This window comes from Solihabitans fulvus, from assembly GCF_008386585.1.
Taxonomy (GTDB): domain Bacteria; phylum Actinomycetota; class Actinomycetes; order Mycobacteriales; family Pseudonocardiaceae; genus Solihabitans; species Solihabitans fulvus.
This window is the reverse complement of record NZ_VUOB01000012.1, coordinates 52,015-67,623: the sequence shown is the minus strand read 5'-3', so window position 1 is coordinate 67,623 and position 15,609 is coordinate 52,015. Positions and strand designations below refer to the sequence as shown.

The window sequence follows — 15,609 nt, the reverse complement described above, 5'->3', positions numbered from 1 at the left end:
CCCTGCAGCAGCGATTCGTCGAGGGCATCGCCGCGATCACCGGGGCCACCACCGCCCAGCAGCACTTCGCGTGCGAGGCGCTGGTCGCGACCCTGGTCCACCTGGTCACCGCCCGATTCATCACCGACGACGTGGCCGCTCTCGCCTCGCTGGCCGAGCCGATCGCGACCCTGGCAGGACAACTGCTCACCCCACCTGATCACAAGACGTAGACCGAAGGGACGACCATGGCGGAGTTCGACTTCATCGGATCGCGTCGCCTGCGGCGACCTCGGTGACCGCGATCGCCGACACCGCGCGCTGGGTTCGCTGGGAAGCACTGCGCCCGTTCCGCGACGCGCGCACCCCACCGGTCGGCCACCGCCCGATGCCACCAGGCTCTGTGCCTGCGTTGCGTTCTCCCTAGCTGAGTGATTCCGTGAAGTTGGTGGTCAGCAACCTCATCGCCGCCGGTCCTCCCGGGTTGACCAGGATGTCCGCGCCCGCCGGGACCAGCTCGACGAGTTCAGCGGCCGTCAGCTGCCGCCACGCCGCCGCGGCGACCCAGGCCCGGTGCGCGGCGGCCGTGACCACCAGCACACACGGCACGCCGTCCGGCGCTAGCGCGACGATCGGCGACCCCACCTCGTCATAGGCCACCTCCACGAAGGCGGCACACAGCGCGGCCACTGCGGCCTCCGGCGCGGCCTCGCCCCCTGCGACCAATCGCAGCACGGCGTCGATTGGGTCAGTCGGCACCGCCTCGTCGGCCGGACGGTACTCGGGGTTGGGTTGGAAGAGCCCCGGCCGGCCTGCGCCGTCCAGCCGCCAGCCGCCGACCACCGCCCACAGCGGTGGCGGCCCGTCCTCGGCCGGCTGCCACCTCGGGTCGGGCAGAAACAACCACTCCTCGCGCCGGCCCTGGCGCGCGACCGGTTCGGTCATGGCGCGGGCCGCCGGGGCGGCCAGACCTGGGTGAACTGGCCGGGCAGCCAGCGCCCGTCGTTCTGCTGCGAGGCGGACACCCCGTACATCGACGTGCCGCTGTCCGGACGGGGCATTCGCCAGCCGGTGCCCGTCGGGGCGTAAACCGGGCCACCGTGGCCGAGCGCCGCCGCGGAACTGGCGGCCGCGTTGCCCACGGGGTTGCCGGAATTGCACGACATGTACACCAGCGGCCGGTGCGGGTCACCTCCAGACAACGCCTGGTAGTAGCCGTTGGCGGCCAGCGCCTGCCCGTGAGCGGCGCCATCCACGGACAACTTGGTGTAGTCCAGTCGCTGTCCGTCGAGCACGTGGCTCGACGTCCCGCCATCCACCCGTACACCGAACGCATTGGGGTTGGCGTGCGCGTGCGAGTAGACCGGCGGCCGGTCCCAGGGGGCGTCGACCTGCCACTGCTGCTGGAAACCCTTGCCACCGCCTGATTTCGGTACCGTCTGCCCCGAGATATAGGTGGTGTCGCTTGTGCGGTTGGGCTGGCTCGCCCACTTGACCACGCCCGCGGGATCGGCGTCCTTGCTGGGAAACGACATCCCGAACACCTGCCCGCTGGCACCAACCATCGGGATGGAGTGCACGTCGCCCGGCCGGAAGTAGTGAGTCTGCCCGCCAGACGTACCCGTCAGCATCGGCGGGCCACTCCAGCCCGCGTGTGCGTTGCCCCGATAGGGCGGCCGCTGCGGCGTCGCCGTCGGCCGTAGCTCCGCCTTGGCCTCCGCCAACTGTTGTGCCAGCGTCGGTTCGTGCGCCGGGGGCCGCTGCGCCGGGTGCGGCGCCGTCGTCGGCCGCAGTCCCGCCCTGAGCTCCGCTAGCCGCTGCTCGGGTGTCTGGCCTGACGCGGTCGCGAGCCTTTGCGCGGGGTGCGACAACGTGTGGTCCTTCAGGTTCGCCCGGCCGTGGCCCAGTTGCGTCTGCGTCACCCCGTGGGTCGGCGCGGGGGCGTGCGTCGGCGAGAACGAGTGGCGCACTGCCTGGATGCCATGCCGGGCATCGCTCGCGTGCCCGTTAAGGCGCCGAACCTGAGCGCCGGCGTCATTGCCGACGTCGGATACGCGCCGGCCTCGCGTGGGTGGCATCGGATCACATCCAACTGGAGACGATGTTCGAGGCGTCGGCCACGGCGTCCCGGCTGTAGAGCCTCGCACCCATGTCCGCGGTCATCCTGTTGTTGCCCATCGGCAGCGGACGCAGCAGCTCCCGGGACTTCACGCGCCACCGCTCGACGTCGTCGGTGTGGTGACGACGTAACGCGGTCGGCAGGCGCTGGCCCGTCTCCGACTCCATGACGACTCCGCCGCTGTCGACGATGTCGGCGAGCACGGCGATTCGTTTCGCGCTGATCATCGGTGAGTTGATCGAGACCTGTGCGTGTTCATCGGCAATGGTGTCCGCCATGTGGTGGCCCCTCGGCGCGTTCGCTGGCCGCACCTGGTTCCCCGGGTGCGAAAGGCTCGCCGATCCTCCTGTCGACAGCCACCGAAATGCCTCGTGGTCGACACCGCAACACGTTCTCGGGATACCGCAACAGGCAGCGGCGAGACCCTGAGAGCGCCTCCCGGAGTCGCCCTGCCTCCTCCTTGCGGCGGTCACGGCGTCGCGCATGCGGGAACTCATCGGCAAGAATCACGTCGAGCTGCTCCTTGGCGATCAAGCCAACCTGAGGGCCGCGGTCGGCTCCGGCCTGGCTTGTCAGAATGCGACCTTCAGCTGGTGAGCAGCACGCTCGTGATCTGGCCCGGCAGGAAGTCGAGCGGATCGCCGGGTGAACTGCCGACCCGCGCGGCGCGGAACTTGCTTGGCGTGCAGCCGATCACCGCCGTGAAGCTGTGGTCGAGATGGGCCTGATCGTGGTAACCGGCAGCGGTAGTCACCTGAGCGAACGGGATTCCGGTCTCCTGAAGGCGACTCGTCTCCTGCATGCGGACGACAAGCTCTCCCGCGCTGTTTCCCAGCAGGTCAGCGGGATCCACGTCGCTGTCCACGAACTCGACCATGGGCAGGCCGAACAGTGCGCGCGGTTTCGGCGCGCGGACACTCTTTTTCAGTGGATCGGCGAGCCGACAGCCATGTTCCATTCCATGCACCACAGCACCGCCCAACCCGATCTGTCCGGTCACCGCGTTGTCGTGCCCGGTGGCACAGGCGCCGTCGGCGAAGGTGGCGTCCGCGCCTACCTCACAGCCGGCGCGGACTGGGCGGCGTCGACGACGTGGTAGCTCCGATCGGTGGCTGGTGGGCCGGCAAACCGCTCTGGGAGATCAACGAGAACGACTGGCAGAGCGCCTTTGTCGGGCTCGCCTCCGCGCACATGGCGGTCCTGCGGCCTTCCTACCCAAGCTGAGCACCCGCGGCACCTACACGGTGATCGTCGGGGCCTCCGCGCTCACGCCGGTTCCCGGCAGTGGCCTGGTCAGCATGGAGCAGGCCGCCCTGCTGATGATGCGACGAGTCGCTGAAGCCGAACTCACCGGTCCACAGCGGGCCCACGCCCTCGTCCTCGGCCCGGTCAGCACCCGCCTCACCGACACTGCGGCACCGGACTGGGTGAGCGCCGGGCAAGAAACACCAGTCTTGGAACGGTTGCGAGGCTCTGGTGAGCCCTCGCCCGCGTCGAATCGTCAGTGCAGCGGCAGGCTTTCGACGGTGAACACCGGGCTGGTCAACGGAGCGCCGTGGAGGTAGGCGTCCATCTGGGAGTTGGTCACCAACAGCCGGTCCCCGCTCACGGCGACGCCGGTGGTCGTGTGGGCGCCCGGGTAAGTGCGTTCGGAGACTACGGTGGCCCGGGTGTCGTCGTCGCAGAGCCGGACCGTGGTGATCTCGTTGTTCACGGAACGAGCGATGTACAGGGTGTTTCCTCGCAACACGATGCCGTCGGCGCTGGGCAGCGGCGGTGCGTCGATCTTGCGGACTTCGCCGGTGGCGAGGGTGAGCCGGTAGAGCGCGCCGCTGTACCAGTAGCCGATGATCAGAAACTTGCCGTCGAGAGTGGCGACGATGCCGTTGCCGTTCGACTTGCCGGCCACGTAGTCCGGCAGGTGGTGGGCCACCTGCAAGGTCTGCTGGGCGCCGGTGGCGGGGGCGTCGACCCCCGTAGCCGGGATCCGGTAGACCACCGCGCGGAAGGAGTCAGTGATGTAGACGTCCCCGTCAGGGGTGACCGCGACGTCATTGACGAGGGTCGACTCGCCCGTGTCGGGGACGGTGTAGGCGGAAACGAGCTTCCCGTTTTTGGTGTAGACGAAGAAGCGTCCGGTGAAGGCGCCGGCGACCAGCAGGCGGTTCCGGGTGATCTGGATCCCGGTGGCCTGGGTGCGGCCCTCTCGGCCGCCCGGCAGGAAGGGCTCAAGCGTCTTCGCTCCGAGCCGCCCTCGGTAGACGGTACCGTCGGCGATGCTGCCGGTGTAGATGTAGTGGTTGTCGGCCGCAACGCTTTCGGGGAAGGCACTGCTGCCGTTGATGGTGATCTCGTAGCCGGGAGCCGGCGCGGCGGTGGCGGGAACAGTGACGGCGACCAGGACGGCGGACGTCGAGGCGAGCGTGGACAGTGCGCGCCGCCACGCGATGGTGCGGGTGGACATGGGAACAGACCTTTCCGGTTGACTCGAAGGGTTGCGTGTCAGCGCGACGCGTCGGCGATCGTGGTGGCGGCGAGTTCGGCGAGGGCGAACGCCTCGTCGCCGCCCAGCTCGTAAACCGCGCCGGTGCGGTCTTCCGTGGTCAGCACGGTGGCGGCGGCCTCGGCGTAGTCGACGCGGGACGCGGCGCTGACCCTGCCCTCGCCGGCGGCTCCGATGAAGGCGCCGTGCTGCACGGCCGCGGGCAGCTGGGCAGTGTAGTTCTCCAGGTACCAACTGTTGCGCAGCAACACGCTGGGGACTCCGCGCTCCCGCAGGTATTCCTCCGTGGCACGATGGGTCGAGGCGAGGATCGTGGTGGCCGTGTCCGCGTGCGTCATGCTCGTGTAGGCCACCAGCGACACGCCTGCCGCCACTGCGGCGTCGATGGCTCGGTGGTGGTTGGCGACCCGCTCGTCCACGGAAGTGGTCGAGATCAGCAGCAGCTTGTCCGCTCCCGCGAAGGCCGCCGCGAGACTCTGCGGGTCCTCGAAGTCAGCCTGGAGTACCGCCACACCACGTTCGGCGAAGGTCTTGATCCTGGCGATGTCCCGGCCGGTCGCGACGATGCCCGCGGCCGGCACTCCGCGCCGCAGCAGCGCTTCGACGGTGAGCCGGCCCAGTTGGCCGGACGCTCCGGTGACGACGATCGACATGAGGTGAACCTTTCCTGCCGCGGACCTCCCGCGGCACAGGTCCCACTGTGGCCTGCTTACTCTCTTTCGGTAAGTAGCCACTTTCCAGTAGGGTAACCACCTGTTGGAAAGCTTGGAGGTGAGCGGTGTGGCAGCGGTCAGAAATGAGACCAGCCCCATGGAATCGTGGGACCCATACACGCGTGGCTGTCCCTCGCGCGACCTGCTCGACCAGATCGGCAGCAAATGGGCGGTTCTCATGCTCGGCGAACTCGGCAAGCACGGGGCGTGCCGATTCACCCAGCTGCGGCAGCGACTGGCCGGAGTGAGCGAGAAGATGCTCACCCAGACACTGCGCACCCTCGAACGCGACGGACTGGTCCGGCGGACCGTGTATGCGGAGGTGCCGGCCCGCGTGGAGTACGAGCTCACTTCCCTCGGCCAGACACTGCGGGCCCCTCTGAGGGCGCTCACGGAGTGGTCGGTACGACACATCGAGGAAGTTCTCGAGGCGCGCGACGAGTACGACGTCCGCACCGAGGGCGCCGGCTGAGCTGGGTCCGCGGATGGTGAGAGGATCAGCGGTGTCGGTGCTCTGGAACATCCCACGGTAGTCGACGATCGCTTCGCGCCCGAGAACGCCGGCCGCCGCCGGCTCCCTGCAGCGGCACGATCGTGGCCGAGTACGGCGCCGGCACATCGATCACCGATCCGCTGTTGCGGGCCAAGCGGCGGCTCAGGCAGCGGTGGCGCTGCCGCTCCGGGCCGGTGCGTTCCTCGGCGTGCCCGGGTCTTCGACGAGACCGAAGCGGATGAGACTTTCGGCTGTGTCGAACAGGGTTTGCTCGATGGGGCGCTGGGCCTAGTCGAGTTCGTTGCGGGCCTTGGCGGCGGAGACGTGCTCGGTGCGGCCGAGGGAGCCGGCGGCGGTGCGGGCGTTCGCGTCGAAGCGGGCGCCGAGGCGCACCAGCCAGTCGGGGAGCACACGCGTGCTGATCCGGTAGCGGGTGGCCAGGATGTGGGCCATGTCCGGGAACGAAAGCTGTTCGCCGGCGAGGATGTAACGGTTGCCGGCGGCCGGCGGCGTTGTCATTGCCAGTCGATGCGCGGTGGCTGCGTCTCGTACGTCGACGGTGGCGAACTCGAGACGTGGCACGCCGGGCATCTTCCCTGCCAGCAGGGTGCGGATACCGTCGACCGAGGTGCCGAGCTCTCCGGCGTGCTGGATCGGTCCGATGATCATGCCTGGATTGACCGCGACAAGTTCGATTCCCGGATGCGCCGCGCGGCTTCGAGTTGCTGCGCAACGAACTGCTCGCCGCTCGCGCCGCGGCCGACCTGGCCACCGCGTTGTCGGCCATGGTCAATGTCTACGTGCGCTTCGCGGTTGCCAATCCTGCCTACTTCCGCCTGATGTTCCGCCCCGAACTGGTCGAGTCCGGCAAGCACACCGACGACGGCGAAGCAGGCGACGCCGCCTTCGCAGTCCTGGAGGAGACGACCGCCGAGGTCGTCCAGGCCGAAGTGATCTCCGCCGAGGACGCGCAGACACTGGCCCTGACCTACTGGAGCCTTGCCCACGGGCTCGCCTCACTCATCCTCGACGGCAAACTCGGCGAGCGCGCGGCCCACATGGGTATCGACACACCCGAACTCGCCGACCGCGTCACCCACATGCTGGCCACTCTCGCCAAGATCGACCGCAGGTGAATCACCACCCGCATCGCTACAGCTGCCCCGGATCGAAACAACGGACACCTTGGCGCAGGCCACCATCACCTTCTACATCGGGTGGCAGCCGACTCTCTTCTCGTGGACGCTGATCGGCCCGTGAGCCAACCCGGACTGCTCCAATGCGGCGTGGACCTCGATGGGCATGCTGCATCCCCTGCGGCGGTTGTCGCGCTGGCCGCGGCCGAGAGGATACTCAGTGCTCCAGCGGGGCCTCAGCGGTTGTCGGCGACGGGCTCAGGATCGGCGTCGAGCGCATCGAGCACTGCGTCGCCGTTCGCCCTCGCCCACTCGGTCAGCGTGTGGATCGGATCGATCAGTGTCGCGCCTAGCGCAGTGAGCTCGTACTCGACGCGGGGCGGCACCTCGGCGTAGGCGTGGCGGCGGATGAGTCCGTGCGCCTCCAGCCGTCGGAGCGTCTGGGTGAGCATCTTGCGGGAGATGCCGCCGATCAGCTCGATCAGCTCGCCATGGCGCACCGGACCCTCGCTCAAGCCGTAGAGCACGACCACCGTCCACTTGTCGGCGATCAACTCGACCGCCAGACGCGCCGGACAGTCGGCGAGAAAGACATCACCGCGACCGAAACCGCTCATGGCGCCAAAGGTACCCGGTGGTTCCTATCGGAAACCTAGCCTGAGAGTCATGCGAATCATCACCCAGCAGACGCTCGGCGGTCCCGAGGTGCTCACCATCGTGGACGCGCCCGAGCCCCAGCCCTTGCCGACCGAGGTTCTCATCCGGGTCAAGGCGATCGGACTGAACCCGCTGGAGGCGCGCCTGCGCGCCGGCGAGTTCCCGCTGCTCGGCCAGCCGCCGTTCGTTCTCGGCTGGGACCTCAGCGGCGTGGTCGAAGAGGCGCTGACGTCGCGGTTGCGGCCGGGCGACGAGGTGTTCGGGATGCCGCTGTTCCCCCGGGCGGCCAACGCGTATGCCGAGGTGGTGTCGGCTCCGGCGTTGCACCTGGCGCGCAAGCCGGCGTCGCTCTCGCACGTCGAGGCCTCGGCGTTGCCGGTCGTCGGGCTGACGGCGTGGCAAGGCCTTGTCGACCTCGGCGGCGTGACCGCGGGCGACCGCGTCCTGGTCCACGGCGGTGGCGGTGGGGTCGGCCACGTCGCGATCCAGATCGCGAAAGCGCTCGGCGCGCACGTGATCACTACCGCCAGCGAGAGCAAACGGGAGCTCGTCGAGGGGTTCGGCGCCGACGAGGTGATCGACTACACGACAGTCGATTTCACCGAGGCGGTCGGTGACATCGACGTCGTGCTCGACACGCTCGGCGGCGACACCGTCGAGAGGTCGCTCGCGGTGCTCCGCCCAGGCGGTCACCTGGTGACGGCCGTCGCCGAGGAGGATTCGGAGCTCGCCGCCAAGTACGAGGCGGCCGGCATGCGCTTCAGCGGCATCGCCGTCGCCCCGGACCCGGTCGCCCTGCGAGGACTCGTCGAACTCGTCGAACAGGGCAGGCTCCGGGTCCACGTACAGGAGACGTTCCCGTTCGAGCGCGTCGCCGACGCGCACCGACTGCTCGACGGCGGTCACCTCCGGGGCAAGCTCGTCCTCACCGTCTGATCCCGTCGGGGCCTGCAATTATGGGCATCGCAAACAGGCTTCTCCGAACTAACGTCTGCTCACCCCAACCCGACTTTGACTACCGGCATCAACCTCTACACCACCGGCGGCAGCGGCACATTCGCCGACACGACGATCACCGAGTTCCAGGACCTGGCCCAGCGCCCGGCGGACTCGCACGGCCGGCTCGTCCTTGATGACGGAGGGCCGGATATTGGAGTCGAAGGTGATGACCAGCTGTGGATGTTCGCGGCGCAGCAACGCTTCGAACGCCTCGGCCATCGGCGGGCCTCGCCGGCGACGATGATCACCTGTCTCCGTCCTGGGGTTCCATCGCCCCGGTCATGATCGCCACCGCGTCGGACATCGAGACGTTCGCGCGATCCAGGATGGCCTTGCGGCGTCCGAGGCGCTGGATGTGGATGCGGTCGGCGACCTCGAAAACGTGGGGCATGTTGTGGCTGATGAGGATCACCGGCAATCCCTGGTCGCGGACGTGGAGTATGAGGTCCAGGACGGCACGCGATTCGCGTACGCCCAGGGCCGCCGTGGGTTCGTCCATGATGATCACCCGGCTGCCGAAGGCGGCGGCGCGGGCGACCGCCACGGCCTGCCGCTGGCCGCCGGAGAGGGTTTCGACGGCCTGGCCGGGGTTTTGGATGGTCATGATGCCCAGGCCGTCGAGCTGCCTGCGGGCCTCCTGGCGCATGGCGTCGCGGTCGAGGATCCGGAATACCGAGCCGAGGATTCCTTTGCGGCGGCGTTCCCTGCCGAGGAACAGATTGCTGGCGATGTCCAGTGATGGCGCCACGGCAAGGCTTTGGTACACGGTCTCGATGCCGGAGTCACGGGCGTCGATGGGTGACCCGAACGAGACCCGTTTGCCGTCGAGGGTGATCGTGCCGTCGTCGGGGACGAGCGCGCCGGACAGTGCCTTGATGAGGCTGGATTTTCCCGCTCCGTTGTCGCCGATGACGGCGAGGATCTCGCCAGGCATGAGGTCGAGGTCCGTGCCGGCGAGGGCGATGACGTTGCCGTAGCGCTTGATCAGGCCCCTGGCTTGCAGCACGGGGATATCGGGACTGGTCATGGCCGCACCTTCCGGATCCACTGGTCGAGCGAGACCGCGACGATCACCAGGACACCGACGGCCAGGGTCTGCCACAGGACGTCTACCCTGGCCAGTGCGAGGCCGTTGCGGAACACGCCGACGATCAGAGCACCGAGCAAGGAGCCGACGACCGCGCCGCGGCCACCGAACAGGCTGGTGCCGCCGATCACCACCGCGGTGATGGAGTCGAGGTTTTCCAACTGACCGGCCTGCGGGCTCGCCGAGGCGATGCGGCCGATCAGGACCCACGCGCTGAGGGCGTAGATCACGCCCGCGATGCCGTAGGCGCTGAGCAGGACGCGGTTGGTGCGGATCCCGGACAGGCGGGCGGCTTCGGCATCGTCACCGGTGGCGTAGATGTGCCTGCCCCAGGCGGTGTTCTTGAGTACGAAGGCCACCAGAGCGACCAGCAGGACCATGCCGATCGAACCGTAGGTGACCCGGGTGCCGCCGATGGTGAAGGTCTGGCCGGTCCACAGCAGCAGCGCGGGCATATCGGTGCCGCGGATCGTGGCGCTGCCCGAGTACCACAGGTTCAACGCGAAGAACACGTTGAGCGTGCCGAGCGTGACGATGAACGGGGGCAGTTTCAACCGGGTCACCAGCAACCCGTTGACCAGGCCGCAACCGGCGCCGACCAAGAAGCCGAGCAACAGAGCCAGTACTCCGGGCAGGCCGTGCTCGGCCGACACCTTCGCCATCACAATCGAGGTGAGCACCATAATCGCGCCGCAGGACAGATCGATGCCCGCGGTGAGGATGATGATCGTCTGGCCGACCGCGATGGTGCCGACGACGGCGACCTGTTGCAGGACAAGCGAAATGTTCGCCGGTTGCAGGAATCTGGTGGACAGCAGGGAGAACACGATGACGGCGAGCAGCAGTACGACCGCGGGGCCTATGGTGGCCTGCGCATGCAACAGGTGCTGCAATCGGGTCAGCGGTGAGCGGTGCGGGTGATCGCCTTCTGACGGCGCACCGCCGGATGGGCGGTTAGTGGACAGTGTTGTCGACATGATCAGCCCCAGCAGTTGTCTAGGCCCCAGGCGGAATCCTTGGAATCCACCCCGGAAATGGCCTGATCGGTGATCAGCGTGACACCCGTGTCGACGAAGTCCTTACCCGGGGTGTTCTGCGGTTTCGTCCCGTCCTTGGCGAACTTCGAGATCGCCTCCACGCCCAGCTTGGCCATCTTCAGCGGATACTGCTGGGAGGTGGCGCCGATGACCCCGGCCTTGACGTTCCGCACGCCCGGACAGCCACCGTCGACCGAGACGATCACGACGTCCTTGTCCTTGCCCGCAGCCTTGAGCGCCTCATACGCGCCCGCCGCAGCTGGTTCGTTGATGGTGTAGACGAGGTTGATACCGGCGTCTTTCTGCAGCAGGTTCTCCATCGCCGTGCGGCCACCGTCTGGAGCACCATTGGTGACATCGTGCCCGACCACGCGTGGATCGCTCTCGCTGCCGATCCGCTTCTTGTCCTTGACCTCCACCCCGAAGCCCGTCAGGAATCCCGTATCACGCTGCACATCCACCGACACCTGGTTGGGATTGAGATCCAGCAGCGCGATCTTGGCTTGCTTGCCGTCCTTCGCGAACTTCGCCTTCGCCCACTGGCCGATGAGCAGACCGGCCTGGAAGTTGTCGGTGGCGAAGGTGGCATCCGCCGCGTTCGCGGGTTCCAGTTGCGTGTCCAGGGCGATGACCAGCAGGCCGGCCTTTCGGGCCTTGTCCACCGAGGGCACGATGGCCTTCGAATCGCCTGGCGTGAGGAGAATCCCCTTGGCGCCCGCGCCGATCAGGTTCTCGATGGCATCCACCTGGGACTGGTTGTCGCCATCCTGTTTACCCGCAAAGGATTGCAGCTTCATGCCGGTGGATCCCGCCGCCTGTTGCGCGCCTTCCTTCATCTTGACGAAGAACGGGTTGGTGTCGGTCTTGGTGACCAGCCCGGCAAGCACTTCGCCACCGCCACCGCCGGCATCGGAGCCCCCGTTTCCGCAGCCGACGGCTACCGCCAGCAGCGGCAGGACAGCCAGCGACGCCAACGCCCTGTGGTGGTACCTGGTGTGCGCCCGCTTGGACATGCTTCCTCCTGCGTCAACGTTGACGTAACCGGTCGTGAGGCTCGGAGCTGGCTTTATGACCTGGTTACGTGGCACTTCATCTCGTGCCGAGAGCAAAATCGAGGACGCGACTTTCGTTACGTCAACGTTGACGCTAACGTGGTGACGGAAGTCACGACAAGGCACCGTTACCTAAACGTCACCTAGTGTGGAGCGGCGGGACCATGGACCAAGCGGCCGGACGGCGGCGCGAACCGACCATGCGCGATGTGGCCGCGCTGGCGGGAGTGAGCACCAAAACGGTGTCCCGGGTCATCAACGACCAGCCCGGCGTTGGGCCAGAGGCCACCGAACGGGTACGCGCCGCCGCGCACACCCTCGGATTCCGGCCCAATCTCACCGCCAGCAGCCTGCGCCGATCCGACCGGCGCAGCGCGACCCTCGGCGTCCTGTTCGAAGATCTGTCCAACCCATTCGACTCCGCTCTGCTGCGGGCCGTGGAGGACCGGGCCCGGAGCAGCGGTGTGCTGGTGCTGACCGGCAGCGACGAGGATGACCCGCGGCTGCAACGGGAACTGCTGGCCCTGCTGGCCTCCCGCCGGGTCGACGGCATGATCGTCATGGCCGTCGGCGGCCACCAGGATGCCCTGCAGCAGGAGCGCGAGCGCGGTACGCCCATGGTCCTGGTGGACCGGCCGCCCACCTTCGCCAACACCGACAGCGTCACCACAACCAACAGGGAAAGCACCCGGGAAGCCGTGCTACTGCTGGCCAGCCTAGGGCACCGCCGGATCGGATTCCTCGGCGATCGGCAGGCCCTGTGGACCAGCCAGCAGCGTTACACCGGCTACCTGGAGGGGCTCGCCCACGCGGGCCTGACCCTGCGTGAGGACCTGGTCATGACCGACCTCAGAGGTCCCGACGCCGCCGAAGCCGCCACCGCCACCCTGCTCGACCTCGCCCAACCGCCCACCGCCTTGTTCACCGCCCAGAACCTCCTCACCCTCGGTGCCATGCGGACCTTGCGCGACAGGAGACTGCACCATCGGATCGCCCTCATCGGCTTCGACGATTTCCCACTCGCGGACATGCTTGAACCCTCAGTCACCGTGATCCGGCAAGACGTGCCGGCCATCGGCCGCACCGCCGCCGAGCTGATCCTCGCCCGCATCGAGGGCGATCAAGCCCCCGTGGTGCACGCGGTCATTCCCGCGCTGCTGATTTCCCGCGGTTCCGGCGAAATCCCACCCCAACCCGACTAGGGCACATCCAGGCGGTCGGGCATCCGCCAGGTGGTGGGCATGCCAGCCACCTGTCCGCACACCTCATGCCGGGGTCGGCAGCTGCCGCCGGGAGATCCTCGACCGCATCCTCATCGTCAATGCCCGACACCTACGCCACGTCCTCGCCGAGTACGAAACCCACTTCAACCCGGCAGGTTCCACTTCTGGTTGGCTCCGCCGTTGCAGTCGTAGATGGTCAGCTGGGTGCCGTTGGTGGTGCTCCAGTTCGGATCATCCAGGCACCGCCCGGACTGCACGCTCCGGAGTGTGCCGTCGGACTGCGGTTGCCACTGCTGGTTCGCGCCGCCGTTGCACTCCCACACCTCGACCGACGTGCCGTTCGCGGTGCCCGCGCCGGCAACGTCCAGACACATCCCGTTGTGCGTCAGCGTGCCACCGGCCCAGATCCAGCCCTGTGCCGCCCGGCCGTCGCAGTCGTAGAGCTGCGCCGGCCCGCCCTCGTCGGCCGCGTTGACCAACCGAGTCTGGCCGACGTTGACGCACTTGCCGGACAGCCCGGACGCGATCGCACCGCTTGGCGCGACGGCGTTTTCGCCGGGCGCGACGGCGAAGTTGTCGAACTGGTCGGTCTGGTAGCCGCCGACACCGAAGCCGGCCTGTCCGTTGGTGAACGTTGCGTCCGTCGCGCTGCCGACGACCTTGCCGTCGACGCTCGCGGTCAACGTGCTGCCCTGCATGCCAAGCGCGATGGTGTGCCAGGTGTTCAGGCCCAACGCGTTGACCGCGCCCGATCGCAGTGTCGTGGTGGTCCACTTCTGGTCGGTCCGCACGATCGACCACGCGCCGGTGTCGGTCACCCGCAGGTGGTAGGCGTCCAGGCCGTTGTTGTTCTGCCCCTGTTGCATCACCCGGCCCAACACCTCCACCGTGCCGGCCTGCCGCAGCAGCGCATCGGTCGAGACGGTGTAGTTGGCCCAGGAGGCGTCGCCCATGATGGTGTAGGGCGCGTTGTGCGGCTCGTCGGTCCACCGCACCGGGGTGGCCGGCGCCATCTGCTGCACACACGAGCCGGATCGGCCTGCCGCACAACCGGTTCGGGCGAACGCGCCGTTCATGTCGGCGAAGTACCTCGGCGAGGTGGTGGCGGCCGGGGTGTCCAAGCTGTCGGAGTAGGGCAGGGCCAGCGAGCCGGCGGGCGGGGCGGTCGCGGCGCCCTTCGGTCCGGCCGGGGTGGTCGTGCTGAAGGTGTAGACGTAGCCGGGTTGCAGCGTGGCCGTGTAGTGCCCGCCGGACGGTGTGATGTCGGGTTGGCGGACGAACCAGTCGGCTGGGTTGTCCGAGCGCACGTTCGTGGCCCAGACGTGCGCCACGCCGGTGGACAGGCCGCCGGCGACGGTGAACTGCGCGGTCTGCGCGGCGGTCGCGTCCATGGTCTCGGCGACGGTGGAGTAGTCGCTGTTGTTGGTGGACTTCAACGACACGTAGCTTCCGCTGCCGGCGAGGTAACCGCTGGCCGAGTCGAGGTAGTGCCAGCCTGGCCGGGTGAACTGGGTGGTCTGCGCGGTCACCCAGGTGGTTTTGCCGATGTCGTAGTGCCCAGACCACGGCTGGTTGGCGACCGACATGCCGTCGGTGGCGTAGTACAGGTTCGGGTACAGCGCGGCGATGATCGGCCAGTTGAGGTAGGAGGTCATCCGCGCGTCGATGTAGTCCCGGTTGAGCGCCCGCGCCACCGACGGTGCGCCGGTGTTGCTGTCCTCCGAGCCGTTCTCGCTGGCCCACAACGGATTCCCCAACGCCTGCGCGGAGCCGATGCTGCCGCAGGAGGTGAACCCGGAGTTGTAGCCGCACGGGTAGTGCACGCCGACGATGTCGACCGCGGCCCGGAACGCCGGATCGGCGCCCATGTCGTCGGCCGCCGCCCAGCCGTTGTCCCCCGCGACCACCTTGGTCGAGCCGTAGCCGTTGCGGTTCAACGCGGCCCGCAGGTTCTCGTACCAGGTCTTGGCGGTGGTGTCGCCGCCGTTGTAGCGCTCGTTCCACCCGCCGAGGTAGTCGATGGACAGGTTGTGCTGCTTGGCGCAGCCGAGCCAGTCCAGCAGATAGGTGATCGAGTTGGCCGTGTAGAAGGAGTTCGCGGTCGGGTTGACCCAGCCCGGCGCTCCCCAGGACAGGCCGGACAGCTTGATGGCAGGGTTGCGGCTCTTGGCCTGTTCGGCCAGCCACCACTCGTAGCCCTGGTCGCAGTCGATCGCGCCCCTGGCGTGCTCGTGGCTGGCCTCGGCGCCGTCGGTGGAGTTGGTGTCACCGCCGATCTCCACCTTGAGGATCTGGAGTGACGCGCCATAGCCGGGTTTGAACAGGTAGTCCAGGAGTTGGCCGCGCTGTGGTTCCGGGTAGTCGACCAGCAGGCGGGAGTTGCCGCCCCCGCCGCTGATCGCCCCGATCCCGTCGAACACCCGACCGGACCCGCCGCCGTCGACGGTGATCGACGTCGAGGTCGCCGCGTGTGCCGGCACGCCGAGGACGAACAGCGCGCCGAGTAGCACCGCGAGGGCCGCGAGGACTGGGAAACGACGTTGTGCCACCGAAGTCATGGGGACTCCTTCTTGTGCTGTCCATTCGGGTGTGCCGGCAGGGCCGTGGTCAG

General features: G+C 68.1%; 18 protein-coding genes. 5 read left to right on the top strand and 13 right to left on the bottom strand.

Translation table 11 applies throughout. From position 1 onward, the window contains the following. Positions 1 to 212: hypothetical protein (locus tag F0L68_RS42225; protein WP_223198599.1), on the top strand; the 212-nt coding region annotated here is incomplete at its 5' end. 190 nt (positions 213 to 402) lie between these two features. Here F0L68_RS42225 and F0L68_RS08335 read toward each other — a convergent pair. The 6 genes from F0L68_RS08335 to F0L68_RS08310 form a co-directional block, all read right to left on the bottom strand. Continuing rightward, on the bottom strand, positions 403 to 924 hold the full coding sequence (locus tag F0L68_RS08335) for a type VII secretion system-associated protein (RefSeq protein WP_149848898.1): 522 nt from the start codon (positions 922 to 924) through the stop codon (positions 403 to 405). Further along, complete coding sequence (locus F0L68_RS08330) at positions 921 to 2,057, bottom strand: hypothetical protein (protein WP_149848897.1); 1,137 nt, start codon at positions 2,055 to 2,057, stop codon at positions 921 to 923. The genes F0L68_RS08335 and F0L68_RS08330 overlap by 4 nt, the downstream gene beginning before the upstream one ends. A 4-nt stretch (positions 2,058 to 2,061) precedes the next feature. After that, on the bottom strand, positions 2,062 to 2,376 hold the full coding sequence (locus tag F0L68_RS08325; protein ID WP_149848896.1) for a hypothetical protein: 315 nt from the start codon (positions 2,374 to 2,376) through the stop codon (positions 2,062 to 2,064). Between the two features lie 308 nt (positions 2,377 to 2,684). Further along, positions 2,685 to 3,098: a helix-turn-helix domain-containing protein gene (locus tag F0L68_RS08320; RefSeq protein WP_149848895.1), complete on the bottom strand. Its 414-nt coding sequence runs from the start codon at positions 3,096 to 3,098 to the stop codon at positions 2,685 to 2,687. Positions 3,099 to 3,599: 501 nt separating this feature from the next. Next, positions 3,600 to 4,562 carry an SMP-30/gluconolactonase/LRE family protein gene (locus F0L68_RS08315; protein ID WP_149848894.1) on the bottom strand — a complete coding sequence of 321 codons (963 nt, stop codon included), beginning with the start codon at positions 4,560 to 4,562 and terminating at the stop codon, positions 3,600 to 3,602. A 38-nt stretch (positions 4,563 to 4,600) separates the two neighbouring features. Beyond that, on the bottom strand, positions 4,601 to 5,254 hold the full coding sequence (locus F0L68_RS08310) for an NmrA family NAD(P)-binding protein (RefSeq protein WP_223198598.1): 654 nt from the start codon (positions 5,252 to 5,254) through the stop codon (positions 4,601 to 4,603). Between the two features lie 157 nt (positions 5,255 to 5,411). On the opposite strand from F0L68_RS08310, the gene F0L68_RS08305 reads away from it, so the two are divergent. Further along, positions 5,412 to 5,786: a winged helix-turn-helix transcriptional regulator gene (locus F0L68_RS08305; protein ID WP_149848893.1), complete on the top strand. Its 375-nt coding sequence runs from the start codon at positions 5,412 to 5,414 to the stop codon at positions 5,784 to 5,786. Between the two features lie 309 nt (positions 5,787 to 6,095). On the opposite strand, the gene F0L68_RS08300 is transcribed toward F0L68_RS08305, so the two are convergent. Beyond that, a complete protein-coding gene (locus tag F0L68_RS08300) occupies positions 6,096 to 6,476 on the bottom strand; it encodes a Rossmann-fold NAD(P)-binding domain-containing protein (RefSeq protein WP_149848892.1) in 381 nt (126 codons plus the stop codon). Positions 6,477 to 6,529: 53 nt separating this feature from the next. On the opposite strand from F0L68_RS08300, the gene F0L68_RS08295 reads away from it, so the two are divergent. Further along, on the top strand, positions 6,530 to 6,943 hold the full coding sequence (locus F0L68_RS08295; protein ID WP_149848891.1) for a TetR-like C-terminal domain-containing protein: 414 nt from the start codon (positions 6,530 to 6,532) through the stop codon (positions 6,941 to 6,943). 236 nt (positions 6,944 to 7,179) lie between these two features. Here the strand turns inward: F0L68_RS08295 and F0L68_RS08290 are convergent, their stop codons facing one another. Beyond that, complete coding sequence (locus F0L68_RS08290; RefSeq protein WP_149848890.1) at positions 7,180 to 7,560, bottom strand: winged helix-turn-helix transcriptional regulator; 381 nt, start codon at positions 7,558 to 7,560, stop codon at positions 7,180 to 7,182. 49 nt (positions 7,561 to 7,609) lie between these two features. Between F0L68_RS08290 and F0L68_RS08285 the strand changes: the two genes are divergently transcribed. After that, a complete protein-coding gene (locus F0L68_RS08285) occupies positions 7,610 to 8,536 on the top strand; it encodes an NADP-dependent oxidoreductase (RefSeq protein WP_149848889.1) in 927 nt (308 codons plus the stop codon). A 48-nt stretch (positions 8,537 to 8,584) separates the two neighbouring features. On the opposite strand, the gene F0L68_RS08280 is transcribed toward F0L68_RS08285, so the two are convergent. The 4 genes from F0L68_RS08280 to F0L68_RS08265 all read right to left on the bottom strand — a co-directional run bounded on the left by F0L68_RS08280 (position 8,585) and on the right by F0L68_RS08265 (position 11,736). Then, a complete protein-coding gene (locus F0L68_RS08280) occupies positions 8,585 to 8,818 on the bottom strand; it encodes a hypothetical protein (RefSeq protein ID WP_149848888.1) in 234 nt (77 codons plus the stop codon). A gap of 25 nt (positions 8,819 to 8,843) precedes the next feature. Continuing rightward, complete coding sequence (locus F0L68_RS08275) at positions 8,844 to 9,626, bottom strand: ATP-binding cassette domain-containing protein (RefSeq protein WP_149848887.1); 783 nt, start codon at positions 9,624 to 9,626, stop codon at positions 8,844 to 8,846. After that, entirely contained in the window at positions 9,623 to 10,579 is a 957-nt protein-coding gene (locus tag F0L68_RS08270; protein ID WP_223198597.1) for an ABC transporter permease, read from the bottom strand. Before F0L68_RS08270 ends, F0L68_RS08275 begins: the two co-directional genes overlap by 4 nt. 86 nt (positions 10,580 to 10,665) lie before the next feature. Beyond that, positions 10,666 to 11,736: a sugar ABC transporter substrate-binding protein gene (locus F0L68_RS08265; protein WP_149848885.1), complete on the bottom strand. Its 1,071-nt coding sequence runs from the start codon at positions 11,734 to 11,736 to the stop codon at positions 10,666 to 10,668. A 203-nt stretch (positions 11,737 to 11,939) separates the two neighbouring features. Between F0L68_RS08265 and F0L68_RS08260 the strand changes: the two genes are divergently transcribed. After that, positions 11,940 to 12,977, top strand: coding sequence for a LacI family DNA-binding transcriptional regulator (locus F0L68_RS08260; protein ID WP_149848884.1), 1,038 nt, complete (start codon positions 11,940 to 11,942; stop codon positions 12,975 to 12,977). A gap of 164 nt (positions 12,978 to 13,141) precedes the next feature. Here F0L68_RS08260 and F0L68_RS08255 read toward each other — a convergent pair whose 3' ends face one another. Beyond that, complete coding sequence (locus tag F0L68_RS08255) at positions 13,142 to 15,556, bottom strand: ricin-type beta-trefoil lectin domain protein (RefSeq protein WP_149848883.1); 2,415 nt, start codon at positions 15,554 to 15,556, stop codon at positions 13,142 to 13,144. Positions 15,557 to 15,609 lie beyond the last annotated feature (53 nt).

Excerpts from the sequence above, each read along its gene's own strand:
- F0L68_RS08255 (WP_149848883.1), bottom strand. The coding sequence starts at position 15,556 with ATGACTTCGGTGGCACAACGTCGTTTCCCAGTCCTCGCGGCCCTCGCG.
- F0L68_RS08280 (WP_149848888.1), bottom strand. The coding sequence starts at position 8,818 with ATGGCCGAGGCGTTCGAAGCGTTGCTGCGCCGCGAACATCCACAGCTG.
- F0L68_RS08260 (WP_149848884.1), top strand. The coding sequence starts at position 11,940 with ATGGACCAAGCGGCCGGACGGCGGCGCGAACCGACCATGCGCGATGTG.
- F0L68_RS08315 (WP_149848894.1), bottom strand. The coding sequence starts at position 4,562 with ATGTCCACCCGCACCATCGCGTGGCGGCGCGCACTGTCCACGCTCGCC.
- F0L68_RS08330 (WP_149848897.1), bottom strand. The coding sequence starts at position 2,057 with ATGCCACCCACGCGAGGCCGGCGCGTATCCGACGTCGGCAATGACGCC.
- F0L68_RS08285 (WP_149848889.1), top strand. The coding sequence starts at position 7,610 with ATGCGAATCATCACCCAGCAGACGCTCGGCGGTCCCGAGGTGCTCACC.
- F0L68_RS08275 (WP_149848887.1), bottom strand. The coding sequence starts at position 9,626 with ATGACCAGTCCCGATATCCCCGTGCTGCAAGCCAGGGGCCTGATCAAG.
- F0L68_RS08310 (WP_223198598.1), bottom strand. The coding sequence starts at position 5,254 with ATGTCGATCGTCGTCACCGGAGCGTCCGGCCAACTGGGCCGGCTCACC.
- F0L68_RS08300 (WP_149848892.1), bottom strand. The coding sequence starts at position 6,476 with ATGATCATCGGACCGATCCAGCACGCCGGAGAGCTCGGCACCTCGGTC.
- F0L68_RS08325 (WP_149848896.1), bottom strand. The coding sequence starts at position 2,376 with ATGGCGGACACCATTGCCGATGAACACGCACAGGTCTCGATCAACTCA.
- F0L68_RS08305 (WP_149848893.1), top strand. The coding sequence starts at position 5,412 with ATGGAATCGTGGGACCCATACACGCGTGGCTGTCCCTCGCGCGACCTG.
- F0L68_RS08265 (WP_149848885.1), bottom strand. The coding sequence starts at position 11,736 with ATGTCCAAGCGGGCGCACACCAGGTACCACCACAGGGCGTTGGCGTCG.
- F0L68_RS08335 (WP_149848898.1), bottom strand. The coding sequence starts at position 924 with ATGACCGAACCGGTCGCGCGCCAGGGCCGGCGCGAGGAGTGGTTGTTT.
- F0L68_RS08290 (WP_149848890.1), bottom strand. The coding sequence starts at position 7,560 with ATGAGCGGTTTCGGTCGCGGTGATGTCTTTCTCGCCGACTGTCCGGCG.